Consider the following 14,970-nt stretch of genomic DNA (forward strand, 5'->3'; position numbering starts at 1 on the left):
GCACGGCGGTTCCTTCGGGCGGCGAACGGACAGTGTGCCATTCACGGTCGCGGAGGTCACGGGCGAACGTATGGTCGACGAGTTCATGACATTCACGCATCCGCATCATCTCTCCGACGCCGCGCGGCCATCGGGGGAGCCCAGGCTCGCGGCGGCAGATCGTCATAATCCGGACTCGTCATGTCCCCGACATGAAGGAGCTTTTTCGTGACTGCTCGCGCAGCCGCTCTCGTCACGGCCCTGACCGCGCTCGTCGCCGTCGCCCCGGCCCACGCCGCCCCGGCCGCTCCCGGCGAACTGCCGGCGGTGACCGCCCGGGCCGAGACGCCCACGCTGTACGACGACGAGGCGGGCGGCAACGCCGACGCGGACGATCCGGCGATCTGGCGCAACGCAGCCGCCCCGGACCGCAGCCTCGTCATCGCCACGGCCAAGGAGGGCGGCCTGCGCGTCTACGACCTCGACGCCCGCCCGGTCCAGTCCGTCCCGGCGCCGGCGCCCGCCGCGCCCGGCGACGCCCCCGGCCGCTTCAACAACGTCGACCTCGTGCACGGGCTGCGCCTGTCGTCCGGACGCACGGACCTCGCCGTGACCAGCGACCGCGGCCACGACCGGCTCCGCTTCTACCGCATCGACGCCGGCCGCCGCGGCGGCCCGCTCACCGACGTCACCGATCCGGCCGCTCCCGCCGTGTTCTCCGCCGACCAGGACGAGATCAACGACCAGCGGACGGCATACGGACTCGCCACCTGGACGGACCCCGCGACAGGCCGCTCGTACGCCCTCGTCAGCCGACGCGAACGCACCACCGTGGCGCTGCTGGAGCTCACCGCCACCCCCTCCGGCACGGTCACCTACCGCACCGTCCGCACCCTGGACCTGCCGTCCTCGTTCCGCCTCCCGAACGGCACGTCGTGGACGCCGTGCGCGGAACCGGGCGCCCTCCCGCAGGTCGAGGGCATGGTGGTCGACCCGGCGAACGGCACGCTCTACGCGGGCCAGGAGGACGTCGGCATCTGGCGCGTGCGCGCCGATCTCTTGGGCCGGCCCGAACTCGTCGACAAGGTGCTTGAGTACGGCGTCCCCGCCACGTACGACGAGCCGTCGGACGAGTGCGTGGCAGGCCCCGACCCCGGGTACGGCGGCACGCGTCTCGCCTCGGACGTGGAGGGCCTGACGCTGCTCACCGAACGCGGCGGCGACGGCTTCCTCCTCGCCTCCAGCCAGGGCGACAACACCTTCGCCGCCTACGACCGCGAACTCGGCGACGACAACGAGTACGAGGCGGGATTCCGGGTCACCGCCGCCTCCGCCGCCCTCGACGGCTCCGAGGAGTGCGACGGCGCGGCCGTGCTGAACGCCCCGCTGGGCCGGAGGTACCCGAACGGCCTCCTTGTGGTCCAGGACGGCGATGCCACCCCGTCGGAGGGTGACCGCGAGGGCACGGGCTTCAAGTTCGTCGATCTCCGCGACGTGCTGCACACCCTGGACGACTGACGGGGCATGCGCCGCGGACACACGAAGGCCGCCGCACCGGGAACGGTGCGGCGGCCTTCACGATCTGCGAGCCGTACGCCGGGAGCGTCAGGCAGCGACGCCCGCGCGGCGGCGCTTCATGGCGAAGACGACGCCGGCGCCGAGCACGACGGTGACACCGCCCACGAGGCCGATGACGGGCAGGTTCGAGTCGGAACCGGTCTCGGCCAGGTTGCCCTTGGGGTTGATCTCCGTGTTGCCGGCAGGCTTGGCGGGGATCTCCTTCTTGCCACCCTCCTGCGGCTTGGCGTCCGGGACCTCACCCGGCTCCTCGCCTGCGGCGAGGATGTCGAACTCGTAGTACGCGTTCTCGTCGTTGGTGAAGACGCAGTTGCCCTTGTCGTCGGCGTAGACGCCGATGCTGATGGCGTAGCCGAAGCCGGCCGGGGCGGCCTTGTCGACGCTCAGGCGCAGGTCGATGGCGAACGACTCGTTCGCCTTGACGTCCGTGTAGCCGAGGTAGCCGGCGCCCTCGTCGTTCTCGTCCAGCGAGATGTCGGTCCACTCGCCCGTGTCGGGGTTCTTGAACTGCAGGGTGAGGTGACCGGTGGTCTGCTCCCACGTGTCCTCGTCGATCTGAGCGGCGAACACACCGAGGTCGACACGCTTGTAGGAGTTGTCACCCTTGTTGGTCACGTTCAGCTTGAAGCCGTGGAAGCCACTGCCCGCGACGATCTTCGAGGGCAGGCCGCTGAAGCCGGTCGACAGCTTCTCGTCGAGCTCGGGCTCCTCGTCGCCGTTGCAGATGTCCTCCGGCGAGGTGGGCGTCTCGGACGCGGCCGGGGTGGTGGCGCTCTCGGCCGGGGCCGGGTCGCTCTCCGACGCGGAGGGGGCGGGCGCCGCAGGGCTATCCGACGGCGCTTCCTCGGAGGGGGTCTCCTCGGAGGGCTCCTGGGAGGGCTCCTCGGAGGGGGTCTCCTCGGACGGCGCCGGGGACGTCGGCTCGGCCGTGGTCTCGGTGGCGGGCGGGGTGGGGTCGGCGTAGGCGGCCGGCGCCGAGAGCAGCGCGACGGGGGCGATGACGGCGGTCGCGGCGGCGACGGCCATGGCGCGGCGAAGCTTCATGAAGACCTCTGCGAAGTCTGGTGCCGTGGGAGACGGCAGGAGGCTGGGAGGGCCTTCCGAGTCCTGTGATGGGGGTGCACGGGTCAGGCCGATGGGACACATGCATGACTGCCGGAGGGTGCAAGAGGTTGCACGGGGGATGGCCGAAAATGATGTGACCTACAGCACCCGGACGCCATGTTGCCGGACTCGTCCAGCGGGCCTATGGCCTCATGCGGGGGTGAGCGCGGCGGCCCCGAAGGAGACATCGAAGCGGTCGCACCAGATGGTCACACTCGTGTACACGTCCAGGTCGACGCCCGCGGGCAGCGCGTAGTTCTGGTCGCCCTTGTTGCCCTTCAGCTTGCCCAGGCTGCGGTACCTGCCGTCGTCGAAAACGCGCCAGCCGGACGTGCCCTCCTTCACCGCGGCGTCGGTGATCCACACGCGGAGATCGGGACCGTTGCTCGTCTCCAGCCCTTCCAGACGCAGGGTGCGGGAGCCGTCCGGCAGTCGAAGGATCCGCACCGTGCCCGTCGTCCTGTGCTCATGGCTGATCAGCTCGCCGGTGGCGACGGCCTGCGGCCCGCCGGCCTCCGCGGGTCCTGACGGGTTCTTGGACGGAGCGCCGGGCGAGGCGGCGCCACCGGCTGCCGCGGGTGTGCCCGCGGCAGTGGGCAGTTCCTCGCGCACCGTCTCGTCCTGCCACAGCTTCCACGGCTGGAACCAGAACAGCCCGAGCCCTGCCGCAGGCACGGCGACCAGCAGAGCCCCGACGACCACGCGCCTGCGCAACCACCCTCGTACGTGTCCCACGCCTGTCTCCCGCCGCAGTGTCCCGCCCGCTGTATGCCTCGCATTCAACGGGACGGGGACGGGCGGTGTCCCCGGGTTCCGGGTGACGAAATCCTTACGGCCGCACGCGGACCACGCACGCGATCCACGGCCGCGGAGGCACGGCCGCGGAGGCACGGTGCCGGACAACGCCTGTGAGCCGAGAGCTGCTCAGGACAGGTCGGCGGTGGCGCCCAGGTGGGGGAGGTGGTGGCCGAGGCGTTCCCGTTTGGTGCGCAGGTAGAAGAGGTTCTCCTCGCGCGGGGGGATCAGCAGCGGGACCTCTGCGGTGATCTTGATGCCGTGCTGCAGAAGCGCCTCGCGCTTGCGCGGGTTGTTCGACAGGAGACGCACGGAGCGCACGCCGAGGTCGTGCAGGATGTCCGCCGCAACCTGGTAGTCGCGGGCGTCGTCAGGGAGTCCGAGGGCGAGGTTCGCCTCGACCGTGTCCATCCCCTCTGCCTGCAGCCGCATGGCCTGGAGCTTGGCCAACAGCCCTATCCCGCGGCCCTCGTGACCCTGGAGGTAGACGAGGATGCCGCTGCCCGCGCTCACGATCGTGCTCAGCGCCGCGGACAACTGGTCTCCGCACTCGCAGTGCCGCGACCCGAAGACATCTCCGGTCAGACACTCCGAATGCACCCGGGTAAGCGCTCCGTCGGCCTCGATATCGCCGTACACCAAGGCTATTTGTTCATCGCCGCGGTGGAGGTCGAGGTAGCCGACCGCGAGGAAATCGCCGTGCTCGGTGGAAAGTCGGACATCTGCCCTGCGCTCGACGCCTGATGGGCGAACGCTGTCGAGGGGGCCGCCATTGCTGTCTATCATGGCCCGATCGTATCGGGTAACCTCCAGCAATGGGTTCGGAATTGCCGAGAGAAGTTCCGGCGCAGGCCGGTCGGTTCATTGTGTCCGGCCGGCAGGTCGTCATATACCGTGGAGCGAAGAAGGGATGGGTCGGAAAATGAGTCGCCCGCAACCGCGACTGCCGTCCTTCGGCCTGTTGCCGCTGGACACGACAACGCAGGACGTGAGGGACGGTCATGCCGGTATCGCCGTCCTGCCCATCGGCAGTTTTGAGCAACACGGGCCGTTTCTCCCGCTGTTGACGGACACGGTCATAGCCTGCGCCATAGCCCGGGAGGTCGCCGCGGCCTACCCCGTCCTCTGCCTCCCGCCAGTGACGATCTCCTGCTCGCACGAGCATGCCGCCTGGCCGGGCACGGTCAGCATTTCCGCGACGACCCTCAGTTCCGTCGTACGCGACATCGCCGAATCCCTCCGCCGCTCCGGCATCGACAAACTCGTGCTGATCAACGGGCACGGCGGGAACTATGTACTGCGCAATGTGGTTCAGGAGTCCGCCGGCAGCGGCACGCGCATGGCGCTGTTCCCCGGCCCGACCGACTGGAGTGCGGCGCGGGACAGGGCGGGTATACAGACGCCTTCGCACAGCGATATGCATGCGGGAGAAGTCGAGACTTCCATCCTGCTGCACGATCAGCCGGAACTGGTGCGCCCCGGTTACGAGACCTCCGACTTTCTCGCCGACGAGCGGGAGCATTTGCTCACTCTCGGCATGGCGGCCTATACGGAATCCGGTGTGATCGGCCGTCCGTCAATGGCAACGGCAGGAAAGGGTAAGGAATTGCTCGCCGGTCTCGTCGATTCCTTTGCCGAGTATTTCTCGCTCCTGTCCCCGGCCGACTCGGCCCACTCCGCGGACCCCGGCGTCTCCCGGCAGCCGGCCGACAGCCGGCAGGGGTCCCGGTGACCGGCCGCGCCGGCGGGCACGCCGGCCGGCTCGACGCGTCGGAAGCCTGGGAGCGGCTCCGTGCCGTCCGAACGGACGCGCAGGCCGAGGCCGCCGGACTGCTCCCCGGCACCGACGGCCTGCGCCGGTGGCCGGATGCCGTGCCCGAGGCGGACACCCTGGCCGACCGCTATCTGCCCGTGTGCCTGGCCGGCCCGCGCTTCGTCTTCGCACAACTGGGGCAGAGCATCGACGGCTTCATCGCGAGCCGCACCGGCGATGCCGACTACGTCACCGGGGAGGAGGACCGCGAGCATCTGCACCGCCTGCGCGCCCTCGCCGACGCGGTCGTCGTCGGTGCCGGCACAGCCGTCGCGGACGACCCGCAACTGACGGTCCGCGCCTGTACGGGCGACAATCCTGTGCGCGTCGTCCTCGACCCCCGCGGCCGAGTGCCGCTGCAACGCCGGGTGTTCACGGACGGCGCGGCGCCGACCCTCTGGGTGGTGGGCGCCGGCAGTGAACGCGGCAAGGCCGCTGCGGACCTGGCCGGTGTCGACGTACTGACCCTGCCCGACGACGCGTTCGCCCCCCGGCGCCTGGTGGCGGAACTCGCCCGACGCGGCCTGGGACGCATGCTCGTCGAGGGCGGCGGCGTCACCGTGTCGCGCTTCCTGCACGCACGGGCGCTGCACCGGCTGTACGTCACCGTGGCGCCCGTCCTGCTCGGCGACGGTGTGCCCGGACTCGGCTTCCCCGGCCCGGAGCTGATGCGGGACGCGCTCCGGCCGCCGACGCGTCGCGCCGTCCTCGGTGAGGACACCCTCTTCGAGCTCGACCTTCGGGCGTCGCATTCCGGCGAACCCCTGGACGACGAGCACGCCGACACCGGGCAGGCTCGCGACGAAGGCGAGCAGCCCGTAGACCACGGCGACGGTCAGCCCCTGGGCAGCACCCATACCCGCGGCGCCGAAGGCCCAGGCGGTGACACCTTCGCGCGGCCCCCAGCCGCCGACGTTCAGCGGTAGCGCCATGGCGAGCAGCGCCAGCACCATCAGAGGCAGCAACTGGGCCGCGGGCGCGGTGGATCCCGCGGCCCTGGCGGCGAGCAGGAACATGCCGAGATGCCCCGCCAGTACCGCCACCGACGAGAAGAGCACCCCCGGCCAGCTGCGACGGCCCAGCAGCCCGCGGCGTGCTTCGGCGAGCGTGGCCCGCAGCGCAGTGCGCCGGCGCGACGGCGGCTGCTCGCCGCGGCGCCGCACGACGTACCGCCGCACGACGCACACGACCACCAGCGCGGTAACCACCGCGAGAGCGGTCACGGCAGCAGGCGCGGTGAAACCGCTCGCACCCGCCAGGGCCAGGGAAGGGTGCGTGAACAGCAGCGCCACGCCGGCCACGACGAGGACGCCCTGGCCCGCGATCCGTTCGAGGACGACCGCACGGATTCCGCGGCCGACGTCTCCGGCGCTCTGTCCGTGGCGTACGGCACGGTGCACGTCGCCGAGGACCCCGCCGGGCAGCGCCGCGTTCAGGAACAGGGCGCGGTAGTAGTCGGCGACGGCCCGGCCCAGTGGCAGCCGGATGTTCAGCCCCCGGGCCACCAGGCACCAACGCCACGCGCTGAGCACGGTGGTGAGCAGACCGATGCCGAGGGCGCCCACGAACGTGAGGGCGTCGATGCCGCGTATGCCGTCGACGAAGGCTCCGGTGCCCTGCCACCACAGCACTCCGACCAGGATGGCCACACCGGCGATCATGCCGATACGGCCCCGGACCGCCCGCGCGATCATGCGGCACCGGCCGCCGACAGAGGCAGGGCCAGGACATCGCCGTGATGCACCACCGCGCTCAGTTCACCGGCCCCGCACAGTGCCAGCCGCCGCCGCAGATACGTATCTGCCTTCTCCACCAGGTCGGGTCGCTGCTCGCAGGCGGCGCCGACCCAACCCCGCAGCCATTCCTCCGTCAACGCGGAATCGTCGGCCGGCCTGCCCGTGCCCGTGGCGGGCGCGGAAGCGGGACCGAGCCGCCAGGGGCTGGCATGCAGCCGTACGGCCATGCCCTGGTGCGCGAAGGCGTCGGAGGCCGCCGTGATGGCGTCGGGTCCGAGAAGCCGGCGGCCGTGCTCGACGCGGCGCTGATGGGCGTTGAAGGCGGCCGCGATCTCCGCGTCCAGCGGGTCCGCCGGGGTGAGTTCGACCCGTCCCGCCACGGAGAGCGCCAGCAGCGCCGGGCAGCCGGCCGCGGCGCATGCCGCGGCGAGAGAGTCCAGCTCGTCACGGGTGAGCAGGTCCAGCAGGGCGGACGCCGTCACCAGCGAGGTGCCGACGAGGACGTCCTTGGTCAGCCGGGTGAGGTCGCCGTGTTCCGTCGTGACAGTGACGCGGCTCCCGTCGGCTGCCGTGCGCGGCATCTGCGCGGCAGCCAGGGCGAGCAGATCGGGATCGTGGTCGTGCAGGATCCAGTGCTGGGGACCGTTGAGCCGGGGGGCGAGCCAGCGGCCCATGGAACCGGTGCCGCAGCCGAGGTCACGGATCACCAGCCCGGCGCCCGTTCCCGGCACCTCCGGCCCGTCCGGCCCCGGCCGGTCCGCCAGGTGTCGCCGCAGCGGGTCGAGGAGTTCGGGTGCGCGGGCGGCGGCATCGGCCCCCTCCCGCAGGGCCAGCCACCCCGGCGCGTAACGCGGTATGTCGGTCCCACTCATGCGGCCCTCCGTTCTTCCTGCCGGAGGTGCTCCAGCGCCTTCGCCAGACTCCGTGACGTCGTCTCCCAGCCGTCCAGGGCCGTGCGCCGCCGCCGCGCGGCCACCTTCGAACGATGGCGCTCGCCGGGGTCGCTCAGCCAGCGGCGCAACGCCGCGCCCAGCGCCTCGGGGTCATCCGGCGGCACGAGCAGACCCGGCACGCTGCCGTCGGGCGCGCGCCCGACCGCCTCCGGAACCCCGCCGACGGCCGTCGCCAGTACGGGAACCCCGCGCGCCAGCGCCTCGGTCACGGCCATGCCGTACGTCTCGGCGTGCGACGTGAGCAGCAGAAGATCGGCATCGGCGTAACTCCGGTTCAGCACCGCGCCGGTCCGGGTGCCCGCGAGCTCGACCCGGTCGTCGAGCCCGTATTTCCCGATCAGCTCCCGCAGACGCGCGACATAGCCCGGGTCCTGGCCGAGCCCGCCGACCAGGACGCAGCTCCACGGCAGGTCGGCGACCGTCGCGAGTGCCTCCACCAGCCGGTCCTGTCCCTTGCGCGGGGTGACCGAGGCGACGCACAGCAGCCGCGGGGCGCCTGCCGTGCCCGATGCGCTGCCGGTGGCCAGCGGGGCTATGTCGGCGCCGGGAGCGGCGACATGGACCCGGCCGGGCTCGAGCCCGTGATGGTCCACCAGCCTGCCGGCCGCCCACGCGCTGGTGGCCACGACCGCGGCCACCGCCCCCAACGTCCTGCGCTCACCGGCGTCCAGAACGGCCGCCGGACCCGGCTCCAGCCCTGTCTCGTCGGCGAGCGGCAGGTGCACCAGCACCGCCAGGCGCAGCCGCCCGGCCTCGGGGACGATGACGTCGGGGACGGCGCAGGCGACGAGTCCGTCGAGCAGCACGATGCTGCCGTCCGCCGACTCCCGGATGATCCGCGCCAGTTCGGCGCGCGCGGCGTCCGAGGGCCGCGGCCAGTCGCCCGGGACGGCGTGCTCGCGGACCTGCCAGCCGACCTGCGGCAGATCCCGGCACACCCTGCGGTCGTAGGTGTTCCCGCCGCTCGGCGCGGCCGGATCGTCGACGCCACCGGGCATCACCACGCGCACCGAGCGTCCGGGCATGGAGGTGGCGGTGGACGCTGCGCCGTTCACAGGGAACGCTCGTAACTCGCCCACGCGATATGCGATTCGTGCAGGGTGACCGTGATGCCGGTCAGACCGCGGGCGCCTTCGCCCAGGGCCCCGGCCTGCACCCGGTCGGCCAGCCGGTCGGCGATGACCTTTGCCAGGAACTCGGTGGAGGTGTTGATGCCCTTGAACTCGGTCTCGTCGTCGAGATTGCGGTAGTTGAACGCGCCGACCACGCTGCCCAGCTCACTGGTGGCGAGCCCGATGTCGACGACGATGTTGTCGGCATCCAGCTCGGGACGGCGGAAGGTGGCGTCCACGAGGAACGTTGCTCCGTGCAGACGCTGCGCGGGTCCGAAGACCTCGCCGCGGAAGCTGTGAGCGATCATGAGGTGCTCGCGCACGGTGACGCTGAACAACGGCAGTGCCCTCCCGGTCCGACGGATGTGGCCGCTTGCGGCCATGGGGAGCGCGACCGGCCCTGTCGGCCGGGCGCACCCTGTCCCCTTCAGTACGGCCCGAGCGGGCCGCGCGTTCAAAGGGCCAGGTCGTTCGCCGTTCAGGCAGTCCCGGCGGCGGTGTGCTCGCCGTACACGACGCGGTGGCACAGGCCCGGCAGGTTCCCGGCGGAGATCTCGGCCATCACCGACGGCAGCTCCTCGAAGGCGCATTCGCCGGTGATCAGTGCGTCGAAGACGGGGTCGGCGAGCAGGTCGAGCGAGAGCGCGAGCCGGTCGGCGTAGGTCCGGCTGGAGCGGCGGGCCGGGGACACCCTGCCCACCTGACTGCCGCGCAGGACCAGCCGCCCGGAGTGGAAGGCCTCGCCCAGCGGCACGCTGATGCGCCGGTCGCCGTACCAGCTCAGCTCCAGGACCGTGCCCTCCGGGGCGAGGAGTTCCAGGGAACGGGTGAGTCCGGCCTCCGTGGCGCTGGCGTGCACGACGAGGTCGCAGTCGCCGAGTGCCTCCTCGGGAAGCGCGAAGTCGACCCCCAGCGCCTCGGCGACGGTGGCGCGCGCGGGCTCGGCGTCGACCAACTGGACGCGGACCCCCGGATAGCGGGCGAGAAGCGCGGCGACGGAGCAGCCGATCATCCCGGCTCCGACGACGGCGATCCGGTCGCCGATCAGCGGCGCCGCGTCCCACAGGGCGTTCACGGCGGTCTCCACCGTCCCGGCCAGCACGGCCCGCCCGGCGGGGACCGTGTCCGGCACCGGTGTCACGGCGCTCGCGGGTACGACGTACCGGCTCTGGTGCGGATGGAGGCAGAAGACCGTGCGCCCGAGGAGGTGTCCCGGTCCTTCCTCGACCAGACCGACGCTCAGGTAGCCGTACTTGACCGGTCCGGGGAAGTCGCCGTCCTGGAAGGGCGCCCGCATCGCGGCGTACTGGCTCTCCGGCACACCCCCGCGGAACACGAGGCTCTCCGTGCCGCGGCTGACGCCGGAACACAGTGCGCGGACCACGACGTCGTCGTCTGCCGGGTCAGGGAGTGCCACGTCCCGGATCTCGCCGCGGCCCGGTGAGCCGATCCAGAAGGCGCGTGCGCCGTGTGCCATCGCAATCCTCCTGCTTGAACGCTCGGCCGAAGTCCTACGTTCTGATAGTCGTGGAGCCGCGCACACGGTACGCGGCACCCATCGACTTGTCACACGGCCGGAGGGTGGTGCGCGGTGGCCCTGAGTGCCCCGTACGACGTGAGGATGCTGCGGCCGGAGACGGCGGCGGGGGCGGGCGCGCAGACGCTTCTGCTCCTCCTGCTCGGCGCGATGCCCGGTCTCGGGCCCGTGGGATGGCTGACGGGCCTGGCGTTCGCAGCTGTCACCTGGGCGGTGCTCACGCGTGCCCTGCACCGTGCGTGGCACGGGCGGTTCGGTCCGGCGAACGGCGTGACGCTGGCCCGGGCGACGCTCGTCGGCGGTGTCACCGCGCTGGTCGCCGACTCCTTCGTGAACGGGCCGCCGGTCGCGGCCCTGGTACTGCTCACGACGGTGGCGCTGATCCTCGACGCCGTCGACGGCCAGGTCGCCCGGCGCACCGGGACGGAGTCCGCTCTGGGCGCACGTTTCGACATGGAGGTCGACGCCTTCCTCATCCTGGTGCTCAGCGTCCACGTCGCGCTGTCCATGGGCGTGGGCGCATGGGTGCTGCTGATCGGTGTCATGCGCTACGCGTTCGTCGCGGCGGCGCGGGTGCTGCCGTGGCTGAACGGGCCGCTTCCGCCGAGCATGGCCCGTAAGACGGTGGCCGCGGTGCAGGGGATCGTGCTGCTCCTGGCCGTCGCCGGAATCCTCCCGCACGCCGTCGCCTACGCCGCCGTCGCCACGGCGCTGACCCTGCTCGTCTGGTCCTTCGCGCGTGACATCAGGTGGCTGTGGCGCGTCAGGGTCGACGGCGCTGCGGTGGTGGCGAGGAGCGCGGCCCGCGAGCGGGTCTGACGCTTTCGCGCACAGGGGTTCGCCGTTCTCGGGGGGACGGCGAACCCCTGTGCTGCGCCCACTGTCACTAGCCCCTCCGTCATGCCGGAGGGCGGCGGCTCACCGGCCGGGTCCCGGACCGTACGTGGTCAGGAAACGGTCGCGGAAGGTGTCCATCCCCCAGACCGGGGCTTGCGGTCCGGGCTTCAGACCCTCCTGCCAGCCCCAGTCCGCCATGCGGTCCATCACCGCCGGGTCGCGGGCGGCGATCGCTATCGGGACGTCCCGGCCCAGCTTGCCTTCGGTGACGGCGGGGACGGGCTGGTGGTCGCCGAGGAAGACGACGACGGTGTCGTCGTCGCCGTACTTCTCCACGTACGAGACGAGGCTCGTGAGCGAGTACTCGATGGCACGGCGGTATTCGGTGCGGACCTGGTCCGGGTCCTTCCACACGTCCTTGGGGTCCTTGCCGGCCTCCTTGATGCCGTTGTAGACGGAGCCGTCACCGACCTCGTCCCAGCCGATCATCCTGGGTATGGGCGCCCAGGGGTTGTGACTCGAGGCCAGAATGATCTCCGCCATCAGCGGCTTGTGCTCCGCCTTGCCGTGCTCCAGGCGCTGGAAGGCCGACAGGCTGTACTGGTCGGGCACGGGGGTCCAGCTGAACTTCGGGCCCTTGTAGCCGAGTTGCCGGGAGTCGTAGATGTGGTCGAGCCCGTAGAACTTCCCCTCGGGCCAGGCACGGGTGACACCCGGCATGATGCCGACCGTCCGCCAGTCGCCGGTGCGGCGGAAGGCTTCGGTGAGCGTCAGCCGGTTGCTGGAGGTGAGACTGCGGTAGCGCTGCTGGTTCTTGATCCAGAGGCCCGAGTTGAACGTGGAATGCGCCAGCCAGCTGCCGCCGCCCGCCGTCGGCGAGGAGAGGAAGCCGCTCCGGGAGGAGAACCCGGCCTTGCGCAGCCGGTTCGTGCCGTCCGCGAGCACCGCACCGACCTGCGAGGCCATGTCCGGGTCCTCGACGGCGCTGCGGCCGTAGCTCTCGATGAAGACGAACAGGACGTCCTTCCCGCGCAGCCCGGTGAGCAACTGGTCGGGCGGGGTGTCGCGGAACGCGTCGACTGCGGCCTCGTCGGCGAACACCTGCCTGTCCTTCAGGCTGGCCCTGACCTGCTCCGCACGGTTCTGGACGAACCCGGCGGTACCCCGGGAGGCGAGGGGCGCCCCGGCCGTCTGCACGCCGAGCGCGGTGCAGGTGATCCACACGGTCCCGAGGACGAGAGTGCCTCGCGTCGCCACCACACTGTGCCGGACCAGGATGCGGCTCAGCCGCACGACCGCCAGGGCCATCAGCACGAGCAGAGCCAGTACGAGGACCACGACGCCGACCGCGGCGACCATCGCGCCGGTCCGGCCGATGGAGTCCCCGAGGAACGCCTGGGCGTCGTCGAGCAGGACCCAGTCGAGCACCGGGTCGAACGGCCGGTAGAGCGACGAGTAGAAGCCCATGTCGAGGAACTTCAGGATGGTCAGCAGCCCCAACCCCGCTCCGGCGAGCACCGCGACCACCCGCCGTGCCCTCGGGGGCAGGACGAGCAGCACGGCCACGCCGAAGATCCCCTCGACGGGTATGCGCACGAACGCTTCGGGCGTGACGCGGGTGAGCTGGTTCGGCGTGAGAAGGGCGAGGAGCACGAGGACGGCGGCCAGCACATCGACCCCTCGTGCCACGGCCCGTGCGGCGGAGGGGTACCTGGCGCGCAGGCGCCGCCCGAAACGGGCCTTGCCGGCACCACCGGCGTCGCTCTCCGGTACGGCGCCGTCCGGTACGGCGCCGGCCCTGTCGGTCCCGTCCTTTTCACCGGTCCCGTCAGCCGCCTCGGCCGCGACCGGGACGCTGTCCCCTGGCGGGCCGCCCTCCCCTGTCGTCGCGGTGTCCGTTTGCGGCGGTCGGCGCGAGCGCGTCCAGAGCGACACCCGGGGGTCCTTCCGTATGAAGCGCGATGGTCCACGGCGGATCGGCCGGAAGGCGCGGGCCGCCGTTATCTGTACGGCTTGCCGGTGGCTTCAGTTCAAGTCCGGGAACGCCACTTCGTCGGGGCAGTACGACGACGGGCAGTGCCACCTGCCGCCGGAAACCGACCTCCGGCGACCCTGGGGTGTCCGGCCAAGATCTAGCCGAGGAGAGCAGATGGCAACGCGAGTCGCGCGCCATGACTTCCGTAGGGACGATCCGGGCGAGGCCATGGAGCCCGTCGTCAAGGCCGCCCAGGCGGCGCTTGAGGAGATCGAGACGTCCGAGGACGACCGGTTCGACGCGCTGACGCTGACGTCAGCCAGCGGGGGTGCCGTCTTCGGAAGCCTCGGCGGGCGGCCGCTCGGCGACGAATGACCCCATGCCGGGCTCGGTGTAGATCAGCCCCTCGGCCCGGAGCGCACGGTGCACCTTCTGGCCCGTCGACGTCGCGATGCCGAACTCTTCGAGCATCTCGATCACTGAGGGGACGCGCGTGCGGGGCGGGTAGGTGCCGTCGTCGATGCGCTGCCGGATGATGCGGGCAACCTGGCGCCATCGGGGTTCGTCGGGGGCAAATTCGATCACCTGACCAAGCTAGGCAGACCACTGTATGCCAGGCGAGAGATAGTATGCCTGGCATGGGGTAGCACGGTGTACTACGCTCAGCCTCGAAAGTCGCCCCGGCGAGGTGGCCAGACCTCCCGGGGAATGGCCAACGCCTCGAAGGAGCGTCGACATGACTGACCTTATCCGCGCCCTCGCCCTGCGGTTGCAGTGGTTGTTCGTGCCGAGAACCGGCCGACACCGTTCCGGTCAGGTCGCAGGCCACGCTCTCCATGCCCCGCGCTCCGCTCCCCGGATGGCTGACGCCCCGGCACAACTGCCCGCGCCCCGCTCCCCGTACGGGCTCGACCTGCCCCTGGACGGGCGCGAGAGCGCCATGGTCCCCCCTACCTCCTCGCGGACGAGAAGCGCCAGAGGCGGCTCGCCCTCGCGCTCGCCGCGGACTTCGGCGTCGATCTCGACACGTACCTCGTCGGCGCGCAGGGGGCGGCGTGACGAGCGGGGCCGAGGAGTGGCCCGAGCCGTCGCCACCCGCCCGGCTCCGCGAGCCCGTGCGGATGTGTGTGCGCTGCGACCGGATCACCAGCACCCCGGTCCTGGTCTCCGAAGTGCACGCCGCGTCCGGGCCCGGCTTCAACGTCTACGCCTGCGCCGCGTGCGCACGCTCGTTCCCGAGGCCGCCCGACGCGCTCGACCTACTCGTGACCGGCCGGTTCGAGCCCGCTGAGACGGACGACCAGCGCTGAGCGCCGTCGAGCACCGCCGGCCGAGCCCGTGACGCCGTGAGCTCGGCCGGCGGTCGCTGTCCCGACGGATGACCGTGCCGGGCATCCGCGACGCGCGGGTACCGGGGGACAGGTCCGCGGCGTATCCGCCTTCGGCACAGGTGAGTTGCTCGACGCCCCCTTGCCTCGACGCCAGGGGATGGGCGTGGGGCGCCGAGCGGCCAGGTGTTTCCCGGTGCAGCCGGGCCGTCACGCTGCACCG

At 71.6% G+C, this 14,970-nt stretch carries 15 protein-coding genes and 1 pseudogene; 6 read left to right on the forward strand and 10 right to left on the reverse strand.

Annotated features, from left to right (window positions below; all coding sequences use genetic code 11):
- The first annotated feature begins 207 nt into the window (after window positions 1-207).
- Entirely contained in the window at window positions 208-1,497 is a 1,290-nt protein-coding gene (locus AC067Z_RS27375) for a phytase (protein ID WP_478792280.1), read from the forward strand.
- Between the two features lie 87 nt (window positions 1,498-1,584).
- Here the strand turns inward: AC067Z_RS27375 and AC067Z_RS27380 are convergent, their stop codons facing one another.
- The 3 genes from AC067Z_RS27380 to ribA all read right to left on the reverse strand — a co-directional run bounded on the left by AC067Z_RS27380 (window position 1,585) and on the right by ribA (window position 4,242).
- Window positions 1,585-2,601: an LAETG motif-containing sortase-dependent surface protein gene (locus AC067Z_RS27380; protein ID WP_478792281.1), complete on the reverse strand. Its 1,017-nt coding sequence runs from the start codon at window positions 2,599-2,601 to the stop codon at window positions 1,585-1,587.
- Window positions 2,602-2,811: 210 nt separating this feature from the next.
- Complete coding sequence (locus AC067Z_RS27385; protein ID WP_478792282.1) at window positions 2,812-3,396, reverse strand: DM13 domain-containing protein; 585 nt, start codon at window positions 3,394-3,396, stop codon at window positions 2,812-2,814.
- A gap of 189 nt (window positions 3,397-3,585) precedes the next feature.
- Window positions 3,586-4,242, reverse strand: a complete 657-nt coding sequence (gene ribA / locus AC067Z_RS27390) for a GTP cyclohydrolase II (protein WP_478792283.1) — start codon at window positions 4,240-4,242, stop codon at window positions 3,586-3,588.
- Window positions 4,243-4,366: 124 nt separating this feature from the next.
- Between ribA and AC067Z_RS27395 the strand changes: the two genes are divergently transcribed.
- Window positions 4,367-5,188 (forward strand): creatininase family protein, encoded by an 822-nt coding sequence (locus tag AC067Z_RS27395; protein ID WP_478792284.1) that lies wholly within the window; start codon window positions 4,367-4,369, stop codon window positions 5,186-5,188.
- Window positions 5,185-6,195, forward strand: a complete 1,011-nt coding sequence (locus AC067Z_RS27400; RefSeq protein WP_478792285.1) for a RibD family protein — start codon at window positions 5,185-5,187, stop codon at window positions 6,193-6,195. Before AC067Z_RS27395 ends, AC067Z_RS27400 begins: the two co-directional genes overlap by 4 nt.
- Here the strand turns inward: AC067Z_RS27400 and AC067Z_RS27405 are convergent.
- From AC067Z_RS27405 to AC067Z_RS27425, 5 genes and pseudogenes are all read right to left on the reverse strand, one after another.
- Window positions 6,115-6,963 (reverse strand): annotated as a pseudogene (locus tag AC067Z_RS27405) (lysylphosphatidylglycerol synthase transmembrane domain-containing protein); the annotation flags it as partial. The gene AC067Z_RS27400 and the pseudogene AC067Z_RS27405 overlap by 81 nt on opposite strands.
- Window positions 6,960-7,946: a class I SAM-dependent methyltransferase gene (locus AC067Z_RS27410; protein ID WP_478792333.1), complete on the reverse strand. Its 987-nt coding sequence runs from the start codon at window positions 7,944-7,946 to the stop codon at window positions 6,960-6,962. The gene AC067Z_RS27410 and the pseudogene AC067Z_RS27405, both read right to left, overlap by 4 nt.
- Entirely contained in the window at window positions 7,874-8,983 is a 1,110-nt protein-coding gene (locus AC067Z_RS27415; RefSeq protein ID WP_478792334.1) for a glycosyltransferase family 4 protein, read from the reverse strand. The genes AC067Z_RS27410 and AC067Z_RS27415 overlap by 73 nt, the downstream gene beginning before the upstream one ends.
- Window positions 8,984-9,009: 26 nt before the next feature.
- The gene (locus tag AC067Z_RS27420) at window positions 9,010-9,408 is read right to left on the reverse strand and encodes a 6-pyruvoyl trahydropterin synthase family protein (RefSeq protein ID WP_478792286.1); all 399 of its coding nucleotides are present in this window, start codon (window positions 9,406-9,408) and stop codon (window positions 9,010-9,012) included.
- Window positions 9,409-9,548: 140 nt separating this feature from the next.
- Window positions 9,549-10,547 carry a zinc-dependent alcohol dehydrogenase gene (locus AC067Z_RS27425; protein WP_478792287.1) on the reverse strand — a complete coding sequence of 333 codons (999 nt, stop codon included), beginning with the start codon at window positions 10,545-10,547 and terminating at the stop codon, window positions 9,549-9,551.
- 114 nt (window positions 10,548-10,661) lie between these two features.
- On the opposite strand from AC067Z_RS27425, the gene AC067Z_RS27430 reads away from it, so the two are divergent.
- Window positions 10,662-11,426 carry a CDP-alcohol phosphatidyltransferase family protein gene (locus tag AC067Z_RS27430; protein ID WP_478792288.1) on the forward strand — a complete coding sequence of 255 codons (765 nt, stop codon included), beginning with the start codon at window positions 10,662-10,664 and terminating at the stop codon, window positions 11,424-11,426.
- Window positions 11,427-11,525: 99 nt separating this feature from the next.
- Here the strand turns inward: AC067Z_RS27430 and AC067Z_RS27435 are convergent, their stop codons facing one another.
- Window positions 11,526-13,379 (reverse strand): alkaline phosphatase family protein, encoded by a 1,854-nt coding sequence (locus AC067Z_RS27435; RefSeq protein ID WP_478792289.1) that lies wholly within the window; start codon window positions 13,377-13,379, stop codon window positions 11,526-11,528.
- Between the two features lie 214 nt (window positions 13,380-13,593).
- On the opposite strand from AC067Z_RS27435, the gene AC067Z_RS27440 reads away from it, so the two are divergent.
- The gene (locus AC067Z_RS27440) at window positions 13,594-13,794 is read left to right on the forward strand and encodes a hypothetical protein (RefSeq protein ID WP_478792290.1); all 201 of its coding nucleotides are present in this window, start codon (window positions 13,594-13,596) and stop codon (window positions 13,792-13,794) included.
- Here the strand turns inward: AC067Z_RS27440 and AC067Z_RS27445 are convergent.
- Window positions 13,735-14,004 (reverse strand): GntR family transcriptional regulator, encoded by a 270-nt coding sequence (locus AC067Z_RS27445; protein WP_478792291.1) that lies wholly within the window; start codon window positions 14,002-14,004, stop codon window positions 13,735-13,737. The two genes, AC067Z_RS27440 and AC067Z_RS27445, sit on opposite strands and share 60 nt — an antisense overlap.
- Window positions 14,005-14,474: 470 nt before the next feature.
- On the opposite strand from AC067Z_RS27445, the gene AC067Z_RS27450 reads away from it, so the two are divergent.
- On the forward strand, window positions 14,475-14,729 hold the full coding sequence (locus AC067Z_RS27450) for a hypothetical protein (RefSeq protein ID WP_478792292.1): 255 nt from the start codon (window positions 14,475-14,477) through the stop codon (window positions 14,727-14,729).
- Window positions 14,730-14,970 lie beyond the last annotated feature (241 nt).

The organism is Streptomyces sp. NPDC043812 (genome assembly GCF_056436245.1).